The organism is Coprobacillus sp., from assembly GCF_984815275.1.
Map to the genome: position 1 here is coordinate 44855 of NZ_CFJNYH010000005.1, position 18071 is coordinate 62925.

Consider the following 18071-nt stretch of genomic DNA (forward strand, 5'->3'; position numbering starts at 1 on the left):
TCTTTTTTTGTTGACAATATCGTTAAACGATAATAGACTGAAGATGAGGAACATATCGTTAGACGATATGAAGGAGTTGATTGTATGCCTAGGGTTCAATTGAAAACATTAACAGAACAAATGTATTATGTTTTATTAGCATTAAAAAAAGAAAGATATGGTGTTGAAATTTCACAATATATCGAAAAATTAACACATGGAAGAATTATTCTTGGTCCAGGAACATTATATGCAATTCTTTCAAAGTTTGAAGCTGAAAAATGGATACATGAAAAGAAGACAGAAGGGCGCAAGAGAAGTTATATTATGACAGATAAAGGTCGTATAATGTTAGAAAAAGAATATCAGCATCTCCTTGAAATGATTGAAGATACAAAGAAGAGTGAGGAGGATATTGATGAATCATGAATTAAAATATAATAAATTTCATTACTTTGAAAAGCAACAATTAGAGGATTATATAAATGAGATGGCTAAGAATGGTAAATATTTAACAAAAATTCATTCTCAATATCTTGTTTTCAAAACTGAACCTGTTCATGAGATCTATTATTATGTAGATGTTTATAGTAAAAAAGATGGATTCATAAATATTCCTCAAAAGGAAGAATACTTTGAATATTTTCAGAAAAATGGTTATCAATTACTGGATTACTGTGAGCCATTCTCTATTTTTACTTCCACACAGGCTAGGCCAATTCATACAGATGAAAAGGTCGAAAAAGATGTTATTTCTAAAACTTCACATCGTCATTTTATTTATGATTTTTTCATGTCTGCTTGTGGGCTATTTTTGTTTTGGGCATATTTCTCATTAGATGTTCTCAGTATTTCAAATGACTATTGGATAATGAGTATTCTTTTTTGGTTATTTATATTTCTTAATGTCTTTATAGCTAATATTTATCCTTTTGTGAAATATAAATTGACTAAGAAAGTGAATTATACATATATCCATATATTAAAACGTTCTTATTATACTTCCATACTTATTGCTTGTCTTTTCTCATTAATTGCTGTTATCCTTGCAAAAATGCCATATATAACTTATGAAATTATCATTATTATTTATATTATTGTTGGAGTTGTTGGCAGTTGCTTTATTAATAAAACTGAAAATATTTGGTTTGCCTTGAAAATCCCATTGACATTGTTTTGTTTAGCAGGTCTTATTTCAATTTCTTATTTTATATCTGGAACTGCTTATCCAAAAGTCAATTTGCCAATAGCAGCTGAAAAACCATACATCATCTTTCAGCAATCAAGTTTAGCATGCTATGTTAATTATGAGGTGGCTGATGGTAATCAGCTGATGTATTTTGAAAGTTACAGTGAGGGACTCTATCCGATTGTATTGAAAAATCTCCTTTCTTATAGTCATTATACAAAAACGACTGATAGAGGATATGACCTTTATTTCATAAGTGAGGACAATGTTCTTGTTTGTAGGGATAATCGTATTTTAAGAGGAAATCATCAATTGTTAAATACAGAGACAAAGAAGTATCTAGAATTTGGATGGTAAAAGAAAAGATCTCTAATGAGATCTAGATTTCAAATGTTTCATCTTGATGATGTATATCTATGATTTGAGCATGATATGGATTATCAAGTTTTTCTTTTTTTAACTGATCACTAATTGTATAATCACCAAAATAATGAATAGGGAAAATATATCGAACTTGGACATGATTTAAAAAATATTGTAAACCGAGCAGATAACTTTCTTCCTGTCTTTTGTCTACAACAACAAAAGCAATATCAAGAGGCTGACAGATAGTGTTTATTTCCTGCTGATATGTGCTGCGTTGGTAATCGTTATCTTGATTGGGTTCGCCTTCCCAGTGCCACCAATTTAAATCTCCAGCAAAATAAATAGTTTTATTTTCAACTTCTACAATAAAAGCACATCCTTCATCAGTAGATAACAAAGTTTTGACTTTTATATCATCAAAATGATATGTTTGGTGAACATCAACATAATTTCCATCGTATTTATGTCTTAAATCATTTGAGAGAATATAGGTGATTTTTGGATGTTTAAGTTTAAATATTTGCGGATTATAATGATCAAAATGTCTATGAGAAACAAAGATATAAAGTGGTTTTTCTTGATTGAGTTTTAAATCTCCTTGATAATAATCAAAGAGAAGGCTATGATGTTCTAATTCAATGAGACATCCACTATGATAGAGATGTGTAACTAGCATACAAAAAAAGATAACATGCAATGCATGTTATTCTTCTCCATCATCATAATTAGAAACATTATGGAAGATTTGATCGACATCATCACAATCATCTAATAAATCCATTAATCTTTCAAATAACATCATATCATCACCTTCAAGTTCCACATAATCTTGTGGAGTTGTTGTGATTTCATCAACATCAAATTCGACATCAGGTTTTGCTTCTTCAATTGCAGTTTTGATTTTATATAAATCAGTTGGTTCACCAGTGATTTTGATACGTCCATCATCTAACGTTACAATATCTTTAGCATCAACTTCTGCCATAATTAAAGCATCTAATACAGCTTCTTCATCCATACCATTAAAAATAACAGTACTTTCAACATCATATAAATAAGCAACTGATCCTTCAGCTCCTAATTTAGATTTAGATTTTGTAAATGCTGGACGAACTTGAGAAATAGTACGATTAATATTATCTGTTAAACATTTGACGATAATTGTTGAGTTGTTAGGACCAAAACCTTCAAATTGTATTGGTTCATAATCTTCAGTAACACCACTCTTGACTTTATCGATAGCTCGTTTAATAACATCAGCAGGGACTTGCTCCTTTTTTGCTTTTTCAATTAAACGTCTTAATGATAGATTTGCATCAGGTTCAGGACCACCAGCTTTTGCAGCTAAATAAATTTCTTTTCCATAACGAGAATAAACTTTTGCTTTTTTTGCTGCAGTCTTTGCCATTGCGACTTTACGGACTTCGTGCGCTCTACCCATTGAATGATTCCTCCTTTAAAATTACTTTTGTATTATAAACATTTTTTCACTATTTTTCAATAAAAAATGGTATAATCCTTATATTTCGTATAAAATAGGTGAAGAGGTGACAATTGTGAAGAAAATTATCATTATTGGAGCAGGGGCTTCAGGTGTTTATTTATCTATATTATTAAAACAGAAATTAGAATATCAATGTGAAATCATTGTTTTAGAACAAAATGCATCACCACTGAAAAAATTATTAGCAACTGGAAATGGAAGATGTAATCTCTCAAATAAAGACATGTCCGTTGATTATTTTAGTACTGATCAAAAAGATTATGTCCAAGATATTATTGATCAATTTGATATGTTAAAACAAATGAATGAACTAGGTTTGTATTGTGTCTATCAAGGTAATTTATTATATCCTAAAAGTGAACAGGCATTATCAGTAAAACAAGTGATGATGAATTGTGCAAATGAATTAGGGGTTTCCTTTTTTTATAATCAGGAAGTTATCAGCATTGAACAAAGTAAACGTTATCTAGTCCATACAACACATCAGACATATCAGGCTGATTATGTTATATTTGCTATGGGGAGTGAAGCAGGAAAACTCTCGGGTGTAAATAATTCTCGCTATGATATTTTGAAAAAATTAAAATTAGATGTTGTGAAGAGTACACCTTCATTAGTTCAAATGACGACATTACCAGTTATTAAAGAATGGAAAGGTGTTCGAGTGAAAGGAACATTTTCATTGTTGGAAAATAATCAATGTATTCATAAAGAAAAAGGGGAATTATTGTTTACTGATTATGGAGTCAGTGGTATTGCAGTCATGCAACTTTCTGCTTTTTATCAGGAAAATCATCAATATGAGCTTTCAATTGATTTTTTTGATGATCAAGATGTAAAGAAATTGCATGAATATGTTGAACTTAGAATGAATAAGGGCTATAATCATTTCTACGATGGATTACTTCATAATAAGATTTCTACATATTTTGCAAGAAGAAATCTTACTTCAACACTTGAAATAGTCAAACTATTTAAGGATTTTCGTCTTCAAGTGACAGGAATCAGATCGTATGAGACAGCACAGGTTATGAAGGGCGGTTTATCACTTCTGGAAGTCAATCATGATTTACAGATTGAAAAATATCCACATCTGTATGCTGTTGGAGAAATATTAAATGTAGCAGGGCTATGTGGTGGATATAATTTGCATTTTGCATTTGCAAGTGCATATCGTGTAGCTCAGGCAATAGAAAGGGAATTCCATGCTAAGAATAAATAATGTGAAAGTCGCATTGGGTAAAAATAATTATGCAAAAATTCTTTCACAAGTCTTAAATATGCGTGAAAAAGAAATGAAGAATGTCCGTCTTGTTAAACAATCAGTAGATGCAAGAAGGCAGCGAGTTCATTTGATTTGTAGTTTTGAATTTGAAGTTGATGATGAAGAAACTGTTTTGAGACAACATCAACAAGTGCAAAGAGTGAAACCATATCAATATGAGTATTTACCACGCAATGATCACAAGGTTGTTGTTGTAGGAAGTGGACCCGCTGGCATTTTTTGTGCTTATGTATTGTCACAGGTAGGGCAAGCAGTAACAGTTATAGAAAGAGGGCAGCCTGTTGAACAAAGGGTTAAAGACGTTGATGCTTTGTTAAAATGTGGACAACTTAATTCTCAAAGTAATATTGCATTTGGTGAGGGTGGAGCTGGGACTTTTTCAGATGGTAAATTAACGACTGGAATTAAAAATAAAAGGTTACAATATATATTAGAAACATTTGTTAAACATGGCGCACCTCAAGATATTTTATATCTGTCTAAGCCTCATATCGGAACAGATTATTTACGACGTGTGTTAATAAACATGCGTCAAGAGATGGAATTAAAAGGGGTAAAGTTTCTATTTGATACTCAATTTGTTGATTTTGAGATTAAAGATGATAAAAAGTATGTCAAAGCTATCCACCAGCAAAAAGAAGTTCTCATTGAGGCTGATGATCTTGTTTTGGCAATTGGCCATAGTGCTAGAGATACATATGAAATGCTCTACAATAAAGGTTTGTTAATGGAGCAGAAAGCTTTTGCAGTTGGAGTGCGTATTGAGCAGTCACAAGAATCTATTAATCGTATTCAATACAAAGATAGTGCAACATCTCCTTATTTAAAAGCTGCACCATATAAATTGGCTGTTACAACAAAAGAAAAAAGAGGTGTTTATACATTTTGTATGTGTCCAGGTGGCTATGTTGTGCCTTCCATGCACGAAGAGAAAACGTTGTGTGTAAATGGTATGAGTTATTATGCACGAGATGGTGTCAATGCAAATAGCGCAATATTGGTTAATGTAAAGACGGAAGACTTTGAAAGTGAACATCCACTTGCAGGAATTGCTTTCCAGCGTCAATTAGAAAAGGCTGCATTTGAAATGGGAGGTCACAATTATTGTGCTCCTGTTCAATTGGTACAGGACTATTTAGAAAATAGAATTTCAACTCAGCTTGGAACTGTTAAGCCAAGTTATCAAATTGGCTATGTTTTTAGTAATTTGAATCTTCTTTTTCCTGATTTTATTAATCGCAACTTAAAAGAGGGACTCATATTGATGAATCAGAAAATGCCTGGTTTTATAGATGAAAATACATTAATTACTGGAGTTGAAGCACGTAGTAGTGCGCCAGTAAGGTTGTTGAGAAATGAATATTATGAATCATGTTTTGCTGGCATCTACCCAATTGGAGAGGGTGCTGGTTATGCAGGTGGTATTATGTCGGCCGCAGTTGATGGAATCATGTGTGCAGAAATGATTTTGAGGGAGGATAAAAATGGAAGCTGTTGATATTCATAAAGATAAGAAGAAGAAATCTTTCTCACCAACGAGAAGAATTGCTTTTAGTTTCTTTATGGTTATTTTGATTGGTTCAATTCTTTTATGTTTTTCTTTTTCTAATAATGGAACAGTTATTCCATATTTGGATCACTTATTTATAGCAACTTCTGCAACTTGTGTGACAGGGCTTGTACCAATTGTTGTATCAGAACAATATTCTTTGATTGGTCAATTGATTATATTAGCACTTATACAAATTGGTGGTCTTGGCTTTTTAACTTTACTAAATATGATGTTAGTTGCATTTAAAAAGAAATTATCTTATACAAATAAGTTAATTATGCAAGAAGCTTTAAATCAGAGTTCAATGCGAGCAATTGCTATATATATCAAAAGAGTTATTAAGTATACTGCAGTTATAGAATTAACAGGAGCACTTCTTTTGAGTTTCGTTTTTATTCCACAATTCGGTTTTGCAAAAGGAATATATTATTCGATTTTTCATGCGATTTCTGCTTTTTGTAATGCTGGTTTTGATATTCTTGGCAGCCAATCATTGATTGGTTATCAAGGAAATGTTTTGGTCAATCTTGTCATTGCTGGATTAATCATTTCTGGAGGACTTGGATTTATTGTTTGGGTTGATTTGAGAACATCTTGGCATAAATATAAAGAGAACTTTAAAGTTTTTCAATTAAAAAGATATATATCTGCTTTATCAGTTCATACAAAGATTGTTTTAATTATGACAACCTTCTTAATTGTGTCTGGAATGATGATTATTCTTGCTTTAGAATTTGATAATCCTGCAACCTTAGGACCATTAGATTGGCCACAAAAAGTTCTAGCTAGCTTCTTCCAGTCAACGACTTTGAGAACTGCTGGCTTTGCAACTGTTGATATGGCAAGTTTACATGTTTCTACCAAATTATTAATGTCAATGTTTATGTTTATCGGTGGATCACCTGCTGGAACAGCTGGTGGTATTAAAACTGTAACAGTTGCTATTATGTTATTATATATTTTCGCGTTGATTAAAGGGAGCGATACTGTGAAGGTGATGAAGCGTTCAATTGCTGATCAGGTAGTTAAGCGTTCTTTAACAATTGCTATGGTCAGTTTCTTTATAACGATAAGTGGTTTGTTTGTACTTTCAATTACAGAAGAGGCATTGCCATTTATTGATTTAACATTTGAAGCTTTCTCAGCATTTGCAACTGTTGGGTTATCAGCAAGTATAACACCACTATTGACAAGTGTTGGTAAAGTCATCATAATTATATTGATGTATATAGGTCGTATAGGGCCAATTACAATGGTTTTGATGTTTGCTAAACGTTATAGTCAGATGAAAGGAAAAGACATCTCATATCCTCAAAGTGATGTCTTAATAGGTTAGTATTATGCAAAGTAAACAATATGTTGTTTTAGGTTTAGGTGTTTTCGGTTCTACAATTACAAAAACATTATCACAATTTGGTTGTGAAGTTTTAGCAATTGATAAAGATCCAGAATGTGTACAAAGAGTTTCGGAGTTTGCCACAAAGGCTGTAATTGGGGATATTACAGATCGTCAGTTTTTAATTGACTTGGGTGTTGAAGAATTTGATGTTGGTGTTGTTGCGATTGGAAATCATCTTGAGGAAAGTCTTTTAGGTGTATTGAACTTAAAGGAAATAGGTGTTCCTCATATTATTGCCAAAGCAAAAAATAAGCAATTTAAAGTCGTATTAGAAAAAATCGGTGCTGATCGTGTTGTACGCCCTGAAAAGGAAATGGGTGAAAGAGTTGCTAGATCAATGTTGAGAAAGAATATTACTGATCTTGTGGAAATTGATGAAAGCTATAGTATTGTCGAAATGAAGGTTCCACTTGCCTGGGTTGGGCATTCTTTAAATGGTCTTGACTTAAGAAAAAATTACGGTATTAATATTCTAGGATTAAGAGATATGAAAACACATAAGTTACTGTTATCAATTGATCCAAGTTATTTAATTCAAAATGAAGACCATTTCCTAATGATTGCTGAAACTGATAAAATAGAGAAATTTGATTATTTAGTTGAAAAATAATAGAAATGAATGATTGGGAATATGAAAAGATGGATATGTTGCTTCGCAACTGGATAATCCATCTTTTTTTATAACTGTCTATTTTCTAAAATAATTTCATCTTTTGTTTTCATATCATAGAAATGAATATCTTTGGTCTCGGTATCAAATAAAGCATAGGTGTTTTGCCTTGGGTAACTTCTGCCCAATGCTAAACTTCCAGGATTGATAATTATACAGTCCTTGGTTTTTTGAAAATATGGAATATGGGTATGACCAAAGCAAATGACATCAGCAGGATAATCATTTAATAATTCTAATAATGAATCTGGTTGATATGCATAGTTTTTAATATGCCCATGAGTTATAGTAAAACGAACATGGTCAATTGTAAAACTTAATATTCGTGGCAGATTGACATAATCATTATTTCCTTTGCAAATATAGAAGTTGTCAAATTCATCAGGCTGATATCCAGGATAAATATCGCCACAATGAATAATCGTGCTACAGTGTGGAAATTGTTTAAAAAATTGATGAAGTTCATTCTTTCGTAAATAGTGTGAATCTGAAATAATTAATATTTGACTCATATTCAACCTCCATATGTTTTTTTATTTCAAAATGTGTTACTATAATTATATTAACAGATACAGCAAAGGAAGGTAAGAAAAATGTGTGCTTTGATAGAATTTAAAAATATTATAAAAAGCTATACAATGGGTGATATAACGATTAATGCTAGTGATGGTGTTAATTTTGAAGTCAATAAAGGGGAGTTTGTTGTTATTGTTGGGGCCTCAGGAGCAGGGAAAACGACTATTTTAAATTTACTTGGAGGGATGGATTCGCCAACCAGTGGTTCTATTTTGGTTGATGGTGAAAACATTGCTTTATATGATGAAAAAAAACTTACAGAATACCGTCGTAATGATATAGGTTTTGTTTTTCAGTTTTATAATCTTGTACAAAATTTAACAGCATTAGAAAATGTTGAGTTGGCTACACAAATTTGCCAAAATCCTTTAGATGCAAGGAATGTCTTAGAAAGGGTTGGACTTGATAGCCGTTTGTCTAACTTCCCTGCACAACTCTCTGGTGGGGAACAGCAGCGTGTAGCGATTGCAAGAGCCATTGCTAAAAATCCCAAACTGTTATTATGTGATGAACCAACAGGAGCGTTGGATTATCAGACTGGAAAAGCTATCTTAGGATTATTGCGTGAGATGTGTGAAACATATCAGATGACAGTGGTTGTTATTACTCACAATTCTGCTTTGGCACCAATGGCAGACCGTGTGATTCATTTGAGAAATGGAAAGGTTTATAGTGTTGAGATGAATCAAAATCCTCAACCAATAGAGCAAATCGAATGGTAAAGCAAAAGAAAACAGCGTATTGGAAAAATTTATGGAAATCTATTTTTAAGTCCAAAGCTAGATTTCTTTCAATTTTTTCTATTGTATTTCTAGGTGCCGCCTTTTTTGCAGGGTTAAGAAATACACCAGGGACCATGATGAAGACAATGGATGCTTATTTAGATGAGTATCGTTTTTGTGATTTAACATATTTATCAACTTTGGGCTTTAGTCAAGATGATATAAATGAAGTTAAAGATTTAAAAGGCATATCTCGTATTGAATATGGATATCAATTTGATGCATTAACGATGATGAACAATAAATTGTCAGGTGTCAAAGTTTATACGAGTGAAACGTATAATGATGAGATGCTGAATCAGCCTATCTTAAATGATGGAAAATATCCTAGCAAAAGTGATGAATGTTTAATTGATGTAGAAATTGCTAAAGCAGGAACGCAAATTGGTGATAAAATTGAAATCTCTAATGATCAAGGGAAAAAGACTTTTGAAGTGGTCGGAATTGTGAAGGATGTAAGATATGTTGCAAAGACAGATCGTGGAACAAATACATTAGGAGATGGAACAAACTTAGGATATATTGAAATTTTAAATCAAGATAATGCTTTTTTTGCTTTGCCTAAAGATTTGTATGATTTGCGTGATGAAAAGGTGCTGTATAATCAGATATCTATTGCTGTTGATGGTGCAAGTGATTATAATCTTTTTAGTGAGGAATATGATGATTATATTGAAAATGTGAATACAAAAGTGAAAAGTGCTCTATCACTTCGTTTAAGCGACTTGTATGAATCTTTGTCAGCAGATGCAAAAAAGAAATTAGATGAAGCTCAAACTGAATATGATAAAGGTTTTAAAACATATTCTGATTCAAAGACGACTTTTGAAACACAAATTTTAGAAGCAAAAATTCAATTAACGAATGCAAAAATGGCATTAGCTGAAAAAGAGACTGATTATCTTAAAGCACAATCACAAGCCAATCAACAAACCAAAGATATGATTGGTACAATTGAAGAAACATCTCAAGAACTCAAAAAAGATCTAGAAATATTGAAAGCACAATTAGAAAAATATAAAGATAATCCATTAACTGAAACACCTCCAGAGGTACAAAAAATATTAGATGATATTGCATCTATTAGAACACTGTTGGATTCAACATCATCTGCATTAGATGGATTTTCAAAATTAAATGAGGCAGACTTACAAATTCAAAAGGCAAAGTTACAAATACAACAGCAGGAAAACAAATTAACTTTACAAGAACTTAAAACACGCAATCAGTTAGATCAGGCAAAAGAAAAATTAAATCAGGCAGATTTACAGATTCAAGATGCTAAGGAACAAGTTAATCAAATTCCAAAAGGAAAACTCTATACATTAACAAGGCATGAAAATGCTGGTTTGGTGAATTATGATTCTAATGTAGATTCTATATCGTCTATTGCTGATATATTTCCATTAATGTTTTTCTTGGTTTCAGCTCTTGTCTCTTTGACAACAATGACAAGAATGGTTGAGGAACAAAGAAGTCAAAGTGGAACCTTACGTGCTTTAGGATATTCTAAATGGGATGTTATTAAACAGTATATTGTTTATGTGATCTTTGCAACGTTCTTTGCATGTGTTCTAGGAATTGTTTTAGGAACACAGTTTTTCCCAAGAATCATTTATTATTTATATAGTTTGATGTTGTTTCAAATAGATGCACCAACTTTCATTTCATCAACTTATATGATTGCTTTTCAAACAGTCTTTATTTCTGTTTTTGTAACAATGATAGCAACACTTTCGGTTTGTATGAGTGAATTAAATTTAATGCCAGCCGTATTAATGAGACCAAAGGCTCCAAAACTTGGTAAAAGAATTTTTCTGGAAAAAATGGATATGATTTGGAAACGACTCTCTTTCAATCAAAAAGTTACAATGCGAAATATCTTTAGGTATAAAAAACGTTTCTTTATGTCTGTTATTGGAATTGCTGGATGTACAGCCTTAATAATTACTGGTTTTGGAATTAAATACTCAGTATCAGAAGTTGTAGATAGACAATATGAAAAGATATTAAACTATGATGCGCAAGTGCGTTTGGAAAAAGAAGTGAGTATAACAGATGCAAAGACATATCAGGAGAATTTATTAAAAAGAGATGAAGTTAGCAACGTAGAATATGTATTGAATCAAAGTGTACAGGTGATGAAAAATAAGGAAGATTTGTATGCGAGTATGGTGGTTTACCAATCCATGGATAATATTCAGAATTTTATAACTTTCAATGATATGAAAACGAATAAAAAAATTGCTTTATCAGATGATGGAATTGTGTTGTCTATTAAAACTGCTGAACTGTTAGGTGTTGACGTGAATGATAATATAGATATAGAAATATCAGGAACGAAATATAATGTAAAGGTTTCTGGTATTATGGAAAACTATTTTATGAATTACGTTTATATGTCTCAGACATTATATGAGAACTTAACATCGTCACATTTGAAAATTAATCACGCTTTTATGACAATGAAGAAGATGACGCAATCTAATAAAACCAGCCTTGAAAATTATATGCAGGATCATCACTATGGGAATCTCTCTTATATTGATAGTAGTGGTAGTGAATTCGATAATCAGGTTCAGAGTTTAGATATTGTTATTGCGATTCTTATTATTTGTGCAGGGGCGTTAAATTTTATTGTTTTATATAATTTGACGAATATTAATATTCAAGAACGTAAGAGTGAAATCGCAACAATTAAAGTTTTAGGTTTTAGAAGAAAAGAGGTTTACGATTATATATTTAGAGAAAATATCCTTTTATCTGTTATCGGATCTTTGGTAGGAATGATTTTTGGTTTTGCTTTACATCAATTTATTATTCGTACTGTTGAATTGGATATGACAATGTTTGTGAGAAATTTAACTTTATCAAGTTATGTTATCGCTGTTTTTATAACTTTAGGATTTACAATGTTAATTAATTTAACAATGCGTCATGTTTTAAATAAGGTTGATATGGTTGAATCATTAAAAAGTATTGAATAGAGAGTAATTATATACAGGATTATATCAAAAAAGAGATAATGAATGAACTGACCCTTTCAGTTGATAGTTCAACTTTTGGAGTTCACATAAAAGTATCTCTTTTTTTCTTGAAAGAAAAAATGCCATATTTTTAGTCAATATGGCAAAATAATCATTTAAAACTTATTTAAATTGAAACTTGGTGGAACATCATTAGGTTGAAAGTTTTGCCCATCTAAGTTTGAGAGATCAAAGTAAATTCTAGAATCTTTTGTGACTCCCCAATCTTGTTGTGAACTTGCTGATTCCTGGATTTTATTAAATGCTTGTCTAAACATTGTGTTATGTGCTTCTTCTCTATTTAATAAAAAATCAATTGTTTCTCTTACTCCATTATCATCAATTTGACGATATAAATTTTGATAAACAACTTTAGCACGTTGTTCAGAAGCTATATCAGATAATATATCAGCAGCTAAATCACCAGTTTCATTAACATATGCAGCAGTCCATAAATAACCTGATGCATTAGCTAACATTGGAGTCAGCCCAGTTAGAACATGAGCTTCTACATTTCCAATGGTTGCCTTGTTGGCACATGGTTCATGCCCATTTAATTGATTAATCAATTCAGCAATCATTTCTAAATGACAAAGTTCCTCAGTTGCAATATCGAGGAATAAATCACGAATTTCTTTGTCTCGTATTCGAAAACTTTGTGCGAAGTACTGCATTGCAGCTTTCAATTCTCCCTGTGGACCTCCAAGCTGTTCTTGTAGTAAAGTTGCGTAGTTAGGATTTGGTTTATCAACTTTAACAGGATGTAAATAACGACTCTCATATTTAAACATTTTTTTCACCTCAATAATATTATCTGCTTATTCTATCAATTTTATACGATATAACAGATTTTCATTGTTGTATAAATAAATACTCTATTGATTTGAATATAGAGAACCAAAATCAAATAGGTTAAGGAGAGAAGCTTTATATTTGTTTTTATGTATATACAAAAGAATAAAGTGACTTTAAAACATTGGATTTTAAAATAATTGTATTCATTCTTTGTGAAAAGATATTGAAATTTATCTAAAACCGAAAAATAATTATGTATTTTAGAATAATGTAAAAATTATATTAAATATATGTTGACTTGTATAAAATGTTAAGTATAATGAAGTGTATATTATAAAAACACAAAAAAGGGGAGATTAAAATGAAATTGAGAAGAGCATTGTCGACATTGGCAGTTGCAAGTATGCTAGTTGCTTGTGGTGGACAAGATGGTGCTTCATCTGGAACAACTTTAAAAGATGGAGATACTATCAAAATTGGATTTATTGGTCCAAAAACAGGGGAGACTTCAACTTATGGGATTCCAGTAGCGAATTCTATTGAACTTGCAATTAAGGATTACAACGCATCAGAGAATGCAAAATATAAAGTTGAGTTAATTGCTGAAGATTCAGCTGGAGATGAAACACAGGCAGTTAATGCTTATAACAGTTTGGTTGGGAAAGGTGTTGTAGGAATTGTTGGTCCAGTTTTAACAGGAGAAAGTCTAGCTGTTGGAAATGCTTCTGCTAAGAATAAAACACCAATTGTTTCTTCTAGTGCTTCTGGTGATGCTGTAACATTAAATAATGATGGTTCAACAAGAGCTAATTTCTTTAGAACTTGTTCTAATGATTCTCATGGTGGACAATTTATTGCTTCTAAAGTTGGAGATGGGACAATTAAAGCTAAAAAAATTGCTATTTTAACAAATAGTGATAGTGATTATAGTATTGGATGTACAGAATCATTTATTGAACAAGCTAAAAAGGATAATGTTCAAATTGTTCTTGAGGAAAAATATCCAAAAACACAAGCTGATTTTGGTACTTATATAGATAAAGTGAAAAACTCAGGTGCTGATGCAGTATTTATTCCTGACTACTATGAAGTTATTGCTAAAATGGTTAAACAATTTAAAAATAAAAATTTTGAAGGGACTTTCTTAGGAACTGATGGTTGGGATGGTGTTTTGAGTGTAAAAGGTGTAGATAAGAGTATTTTTAATGGTGCTTATTATACAAATACTTTTGATGACCGTGTAGATGCTGTACAAAATTATATTAAAGCATATAAAGCTGCATATAATAGTGATACAAATATGTTTGGTACAATGGCATATGATGCAACATGGGTATTATTGAAAGCAGTTGAAGCTGCTGGAACGACTGATCCTGACAAAGTATGTGAAGCATTGGAGAAGACAAATTATGGTGGTATTACTGGACAGTTCGAATATGATGAACAGCACAATCCAACTAAAGATTTGGTTATCAAAACAATCAAGGATGGAGCTTACACATATTTAGATTAATGAGAAAAGTAAAGGAGAATTTTCTCCTTTCTTTTTTTAAAAGAAGGAGGGGCAATTTATGGAGCTTTTAACACAAATGATTAATGGCTTAAGTACAGGTGGGATGTATGCACTAGTTGCTATTGGATATACAATGGTTTATGGTATTGCGAAAATGATTAATTTTGCACATGGTGAAATTATAATGGTTGGTGCATATTTAACGTATGTTGTTTTTAGCGTGTTAGGGATGCCTGTTGTTGCGATTATTGCATCTATTGCTGGCTGTGCATTATTAGGTGTGGTGACTGAAAAAGTGGCTTATAAACCACTGAGGAATAGCAGTAGTTTGTCGGTATTAATTACAGCAATTGGTGTAAGTTATTTACTACAAAATTTATTTTTGATTCTTTTTGGTTCAGCAGCAATAACGTTTCCTGATTTTTTACCAAGTGGTCAGTTAGAATTACTTGGGTTAAGTATTTCTTATGTATCTTTATTATCTTTGATTTTAACATTTGCATGTACAATTCTATTGTTGTTATTTATTAATAAAACAAAGTTAGGAAAAGCGATGCGTGCAGTCAGTGAAGATAAAGGGGCTGCTGAACTGATGGGGATTAATGTCAATAATACAATTTCTATGACATTTGCAATTGGTTCAGGACTTGGAGCAGTGGCTGGAATTATCTATGGCTTGAGTTATTCTTTAATTAATCCATATTTAGGTGCAATGCTTGGAATTAAAGCATTTATTGCAGCTGTTCTTGGTGGTATTGGAAGTATACAAGGAGCGATGATTGGTGGTTTGATTATTGGGGTGGCAGAAGCATTTACAGTCTCTTATATTTCTTCAACGTTTTCAGATGCAGTTGTTTTTGGTATATTGATTTTCATTTTGCTAGTCAAACCAGCTGGGTTGTTTGGGCAAAATGTAAGAGAGAAAGTGTAGGTGAGTATTATGAAGAAAAAAGAGATTCAACAATTAGTCATTTCTTTTGTTTGTGCTCTACTCATTTATGGTGGCATGATGTTTGCTATGAGTTCAGGGATTATTAATACTTACTGGTCTGGTATCTTAATTGTGGCTTGTATTAATATAGTCTTAGCAACAAGTCTAAACTTGGCTAGTGGCTATTTAGGGCAATTAACATTAGGGCATGCTGGTTTTATGTCAGTTGGAGCGTATGTTTCAGCATTGTGTAGTATATATATGCAGGTTCCATTTATCGTGAGTTTGTTAATTGGTGCATTGGTGGCTGCAGTTGTTGGGCTGATTATTGGAATTCCGACATTGCGTTTAAAAGGTGATTACCTTTGTATTATTACATTAGCATTCAATGAGATTATTCGAGTTATTATGTTGAATATAGATATTACAAATGGTGCAAAAGGTCTGATGGGAATTCCTCCCAGCACAGACTTTACAGCTGTGTTTTTAAGTGCTGTTGTGACGATTTATGTCATTTACTGTATTGTGAAATCTCGTCATGGACGTGCCATTATATCTATCCGTGAAGATGAAACGGCTAGTGAGTTGGCTGGTATTCCGACTTCATATTATAAAATATTGGCATTTACAATCTCAGCATTTTTTGCTGGGCTTGCTGGTGGATTATATGCACATTATATTACAATTCTCATTCCTAAGGTTTTTGATTACAATAAATCAGTAGAAATTCTTGTTATGGTTGTTTTGGGTGGTTTAGGAAATTTGAAAGGTTCTGTCATAGCAGCTATTGTTATGACAATCTTACCTGAATATTTACGTGCATTCTCAGAGTATCGTATGCTGTTGTATGCAATTATTTTGATTGCGGCAATGATTATTAAGGAAAAGAATTTAATGCCTCGTATAAAGGCAAAGTTCAGTAAGAAAACTGATGAACCAGTGGAGGTGAGTGAATAATGAGTTTATTGAAAGCTGTTGGATTGGGGATTCAATTTGGTGGATTAAAGGCAGTTGATGAGTTTGATTTTGAGATTGATAAAAATCAATTATATGGTTTAATTGGACCTAATGGAGCAGGAAAGACGACTGTATTTAACTTATTGACTGGCGTTTATAAACCAACAAGTGGTCAAGTTATTTTTGATGGTAAATCATTATTAAAAATGTCTCCTACACAAATTACTCAATATGGGATTGCAAGAACGTTTCAGAATATTCGTTTGTTTAAAGATATGAGTGTTTTAGATAATGTTAAAGTTGGATTACATCATTCTCAAAACTATTCTTTATTCAGTACGGTTTTACGATTGCCAAAATATTTTAAGGGTGAAGAGGCAATGGAAGAAATGGCACTCAGTTTATTACGTGTTTTTGATCTTGAACAATTTGCTCATGTTAAAGCTTCTAATTTGCCTTATGGGAAGCAGAGAAAACTGGAGATTGCAAGAGCTTTGGCAACTTCACCTAAACTCTTATTGCTAGATGAACCAGCTGCTGGTATGAATCCTACTGAAACTGCTGAACTTATGGAAACAATCAAAATTGTGAGGGAAAAGTTTTCTATAGCAATCTTATTAATTGAGCATGATATGAAATTGGTTATGGGTATCTGTGAAAAAATCGCTGTCTTGAACTTTGGGACAATATTGGCATTTGGAACACCAGAAGAGATTAAAAATAATCCAGATGTTGTTGCAGCATATTTGGGAAATGATGAATAGGAGGAAACAGTATGTTAAAAGTTGATCACTTAAATGTTTATTATGGAGTTATTCATGCAATTAAAAATGTTTCCTTTGAAGTGAATGAAGGTGAAATTGTTGCTTTAATTGGAGCAAATGGAGCAGGGAAAACATCTATTATGCATGCGATTAGTGGTTTGTTAAAAACGTCAGAGGGACAAATTTCTTTTTTGAGTGAAGATATTACAAAGATGCCTGCTCATAAGATTATTGCTCGTCAATTGGCACAAGTTCCTGAGGGGCGTCGTATCTTTTCACAATTAACAGTTCAGGACAATTTAGAGATGGGTGCATATTTAAGAACGGATAATAAAATTCAGGAGGATTTGGATAAAGTATATCAGAGGTTTCCGCGTTTAAAAGAACGTAAAGGACAATTGGCAGGCACTCTTTCTGGTGGAGAACAACAAATGCTGGCAATGGGAAGGGCTTTGATGTCTAAACCTAAACTTTTATTGTTGGATGAACCCTCAATGGGGTTGTCACCTATTCTTGTTAATGAAATTTTTAAGATTATTCAAGAGATTAATAAGGAGGATGGGGTTACAGTCCTTCTGGTGGAACAAAATGCGAATAAGGCTTTATCTATTGCAAATCGAGCATACGTGCTTGAGACAGGGAATATTACAATTTCAGGGGATGCCAAAGAGGTTGCTAATAATCCTAAGGTGAGAGAAGCATATTTGGGATAAACGAACTCAATTCTATAAGGATTGGGTTTTTTGTATAAAATAAAAAGAGATATCAAATTTGAATGAATTG

The 18071-nt window shown here is 32.1% G+C and carries 17 protein-coding genes; 13 read left to right on the forward strand and 4 right to left on the reverse strand.

Annotated elements, in window-relative coordinates; genetic code table 11:
* Positions 1–84 precede the first annotated feature (84 nt).
* The gene (locus AC5M21_RS03125; RefSeq protein WP_008789487.1) at positions 85–408 is read left to right on the forward strand and encodes a PadR family transcriptional regulator; all 324 of its coding nucleotides are present in this window, start codon (positions 85–87) and stop codon (positions 406–408) included.
* Complete coding sequence (locus AC5M21_RS03130; protein ID WP_008789488.1) at positions 398–1525, forward strand: DUF2812 domain-containing protein; 1128 nt, start codon at positions 398–400, stop codon at positions 1523–1525. Before AC5M21_RS03125 ends, AC5M21_RS03130 begins: the two co-directional genes overlap by 11 nt.
* 22 nt (positions 1526–1547) lie before the next feature.
* Here the strand turns inward: AC5M21_RS03130 and AC5M21_RS03135 are convergent, their stop codons facing one another.
* Together AC5M21_RS03135 and AC5M21_RS03140 are read right to left on the reverse strand one after the other, a co-directional pair.
* Positions 1548–2231, reverse strand: coding sequence for an MBL fold metallo-hydrolase (locus AC5M21_RS03135; RefSeq protein ID WP_236916461.1), 684 nt, complete (start codon positions 2229–2231; stop codon positions 1548–1550).
* A 6-nt stretch (positions 2232–2237) separates the two neighbouring features.
* Positions 2238–2975, reverse strand: coding sequence for a YebC/PmpR family DNA-binding transcriptional regulator (locus AC5M21_RS03140; protein WP_008789490.1), 738 nt, complete (start codon positions 2973–2975; stop codon positions 2238–2240).
* 115 nt (positions 2976–3090) lie between these two features.
* On the opposite strand from AC5M21_RS03140, the gene AC5M21_RS03145 reads away from it, so the two are divergent.
* From AC5M21_RS03145 to AC5M21_RS03160, 4 genes are read left to right on the forward strand one after another with little or no spacing between them, the layout of a single operon-like run.
* Positions 3091–4260: an aminoacetone oxidase family FAD-binding enzyme gene (locus AC5M21_RS03145; RefSeq protein ID WP_017143713.1), complete on the forward strand. Its 1170-nt coding sequence runs from the start codon at positions 3091–3093 to the stop codon at positions 4258–4260.
* Positions 4244–5821 (forward strand): NAD(P)/FAD-dependent oxidoreductase, encoded by a 1578-nt coding sequence (locus tag AC5M21_RS03150; RefSeq protein ID WP_008789492.1) that lies wholly within the window; start codon positions 4244–4246, stop codon positions 5819–5821. The genes AC5M21_RS03145 and AC5M21_RS03150 overlap by 17 nt, the downstream gene beginning before the upstream one ends.
* On the forward strand, positions 5808–7211 hold the full coding sequence (locus AC5M21_RS03155; protein ID WP_008789493.1) for a TrkH family potassium uptake protein: 1404 nt from the start codon (positions 5808–5810) through the stop codon (positions 7209–7211). The genes AC5M21_RS03150 and AC5M21_RS03155 overlap by 14 nt, the downstream gene beginning before the upstream one ends.
* Before the next feature lie 4 nt (positions 7212–7215).
* Positions 7216–7884, forward strand: coding sequence for a potassium channel family protein (locus AC5M21_RS03160; RefSeq protein WP_008789494.1), 669 nt, complete (start codon positions 7216–7218; stop codon positions 7882–7884).
* A 68-nt stretch (positions 7885–7952) separates the two neighbouring features.
* On the opposite strand, the gene AC5M21_RS03165 is transcribed toward AC5M21_RS03160, so the two are convergent.
* Positions 7953–8456 (reverse strand): metallophosphoesterase family protein, encoded by a 504-nt coding sequence (locus tag AC5M21_RS03165; protein ID WP_008789495.1) that lies wholly within the window; start codon positions 8454–8456, stop codon positions 7953–7955.
* An 81-nt stretch (positions 8457–8537) separates the two neighbouring features.
* Between AC5M21_RS03165 and AC5M21_RS03170 the strand changes: the two genes are divergently transcribed.
* Together AC5M21_RS03170 and AC5M21_RS03175 are read left to right on the forward strand one after the other, a co-directional pair.
* Positions 8538–9242 carry an ABC transporter ATP-binding protein gene (locus AC5M21_RS03170; protein WP_008789496.1) on the forward strand — a complete coding sequence of 235 codons (705 nt, stop codon included), beginning with the start codon at positions 8538–8540 and terminating at the stop codon, positions 9240–9242.
* Positions 9236–12289 carry an FtsX-like permease family protein gene (locus tag AC5M21_RS03175; protein WP_008789497.1) on the forward strand — a complete coding sequence of 1018 codons (3054 nt, stop codon included), beginning with the start codon at positions 9236–9238 and terminating at the stop codon, positions 12287–12289. The genes AC5M21_RS03170 and AC5M21_RS03175 overlap by 7 nt, the downstream gene beginning before the upstream one ends.
* Before the next feature lie 155 nt (positions 12290–12444).
* Here the strand turns inward: AC5M21_RS03175 and AC5M21_RS03180 are convergent, their stop codons facing one another.
* Positions 12445–13119, reverse strand: coding sequence for a manganese catalase family protein (locus tag AC5M21_RS03180; RefSeq protein WP_008789498.1), 675 nt, complete (start codon positions 13117–13119; stop codon positions 12445–12447).
* Between the two features lie 365 nt (positions 13120–13484).
* Between AC5M21_RS03180 and AC5M21_RS03185 the strand changes: the two genes are divergently transcribed.
* Genes AC5M21_RS03185 through AC5M21_RS03205 form a run of 5 tightly spaced genes read left to right on the forward strand, consistent with a single transcriptional unit; the run spans position 13485 to position 18001 of the window.
* A complete protein-coding gene (locus tag AC5M21_RS03185; protein ID WP_008789499.1) occupies positions 13485–14636 on the forward strand; it encodes an ABC transporter substrate-binding protein in 1152 nt (383 codons plus the stop codon).
* A gap of 58 nt (positions 14637–14694) precedes the next feature.
* Positions 14695–15567 (forward strand): branched-chain amino acid ABC transporter permease, encoded by an 873-nt coding sequence (locus tag AC5M21_RS03190; protein WP_008789500.1) that lies wholly within the window; start codon positions 14695–14697, stop codon positions 15565–15567.
* Positions 15568–15576: 9 nt separating this feature from the next.
* Entirely contained in the window at positions 15577–16524 is a 948-nt protein-coding gene (locus tag AC5M21_RS03195; RefSeq protein ID WP_054325117.1) for a branched-chain amino acid ABC transporter permease, read from the forward strand.
* A complete protein-coding gene (locus AC5M21_RS03200) occupies positions 16524–17288 on the forward strand; it encodes an ABC transporter ATP-binding protein (protein ID WP_054689165.1) in 765 nt (254 codons plus the stop codon). The genes AC5M21_RS03195 and AC5M21_RS03200 overlap by 1 nt, the downstream gene beginning before the upstream one ends.
* A gap of 11 nt (positions 17289–17299) precedes the next feature.
* The gene (locus tag AC5M21_RS03205; RefSeq protein WP_008789503.1) at positions 17300–18001 is read left to right on the forward strand and encodes an ABC transporter ATP-binding protein; all 702 of its coding nucleotides are present in this window, start codon (positions 17300–17302) and stop codon (positions 17999–18001) included.
* Positions 18002–18071: the final 70 nt, after the last annotated feature.

Excerpts from the sequence above, each read along its gene's own strand:
- AC5M21_RS03130 (WP_008789488.1), top strand. The coding sequence starts at position 398 with ATGAATCATGAATTAAAATATAATAAATTTCATTACTTTGAAAAGCAA.
- AC5M21_RS03150 (WP_008789492.1), top strand. The coding sequence starts at position 4,244 with ATGCTAAGAATAAATAATGTGAAAGTCGCATTGGGTAAAAATAATTAT.
- AC5M21_RS03200 (WP_054689165.1), top strand. The coding sequence starts at position 16,524 with ATGAGTTTATTGAAAGCTGTTGGATTGGGGATTCAATTTGGTGGATTA.
- AC5M21_RS03165 (WP_008789495.1), bottom strand. The coding sequence starts at position 8,456 with ATGAGTCAAATATTAATTATTTCAGATTCACACTATTTACGAAAGAAT.
- AC5M21_RS03175 (WP_008789497.1), top strand. The coding sequence starts at position 9,236 with ATGGTAAAGCAAAAGAAAACAGCGTATTGGAAAAATTTATGGAAATCT.
- AC5M21_RS03195 (WP_054325117.1), top strand. The coding sequence starts at position 15,577 with ATGAAGAAAAAAGAGATTCAACAATTAGTCATTTCTTTTGTTTGTGCT.
- AC5M21_RS03180 (WP_008789498.1), bottom strand. The coding sequence starts at position 13,119 with ATGTTTAAATATGAGAGTCGTTATTTACATCCTGTTAAAGTTGATAAA.
- AC5M21_RS03125 (WP_008789487.1), top strand. The coding sequence starts at position 85 with ATGCCTAGGGTTCAATTGAAAACATTAACAGAACAAATGTATTATGTT.
- AC5M21_RS03185 (WP_008789499.1), top strand. The coding sequence starts at position 13,485 with ATGAAATTGAGAAGAGCATTGTCGACATTGGCAGTTGCAAGTATGCTA.
- AC5M21_RS03190 (WP_008789500.1), top strand. The coding sequence starts at position 14,695 with ATGGAGCTTTTAACACAAATGATTAATGGCTTAAGTACAGGTGGGATG.
- AC5M21_RS03205 (WP_008789503.1), top strand. The coding sequence starts at position 17,300 with ATGTTAAAAGTTGATCACTTAAATGTTTATTATGGAGTTATTCATGCA.
- AC5M21_RS03160 (WP_008789494.1), top strand. The coding sequence starts at position 7,216 with ATGCAAAGTAAACAATATGTTGTTTTAGGTTTAGGTGTTTTCGGTTCT.
- AC5M21_RS03140 (WP_008789490.1), bottom strand. The coding sequence starts at position 2,975 with ATGGGTAGAGCGCACGAAGTCCGTAAAGTCGCAATGGCAAAGACTGCA.
- AC5M21_RS03170 (WP_008789496.1), top strand. The coding sequence starts at position 8,538 with ATGTGTGCTTTGATAGAATTTAAAAATATTATAAAAAGCTATACAATG.
- AC5M21_RS03155 (WP_008789493.1), top strand. The coding sequence starts at position 5,808 with ATGGAAGCTGTTGATATTCATAAAGATAAGAAGAAGAAATCTTTCTCA.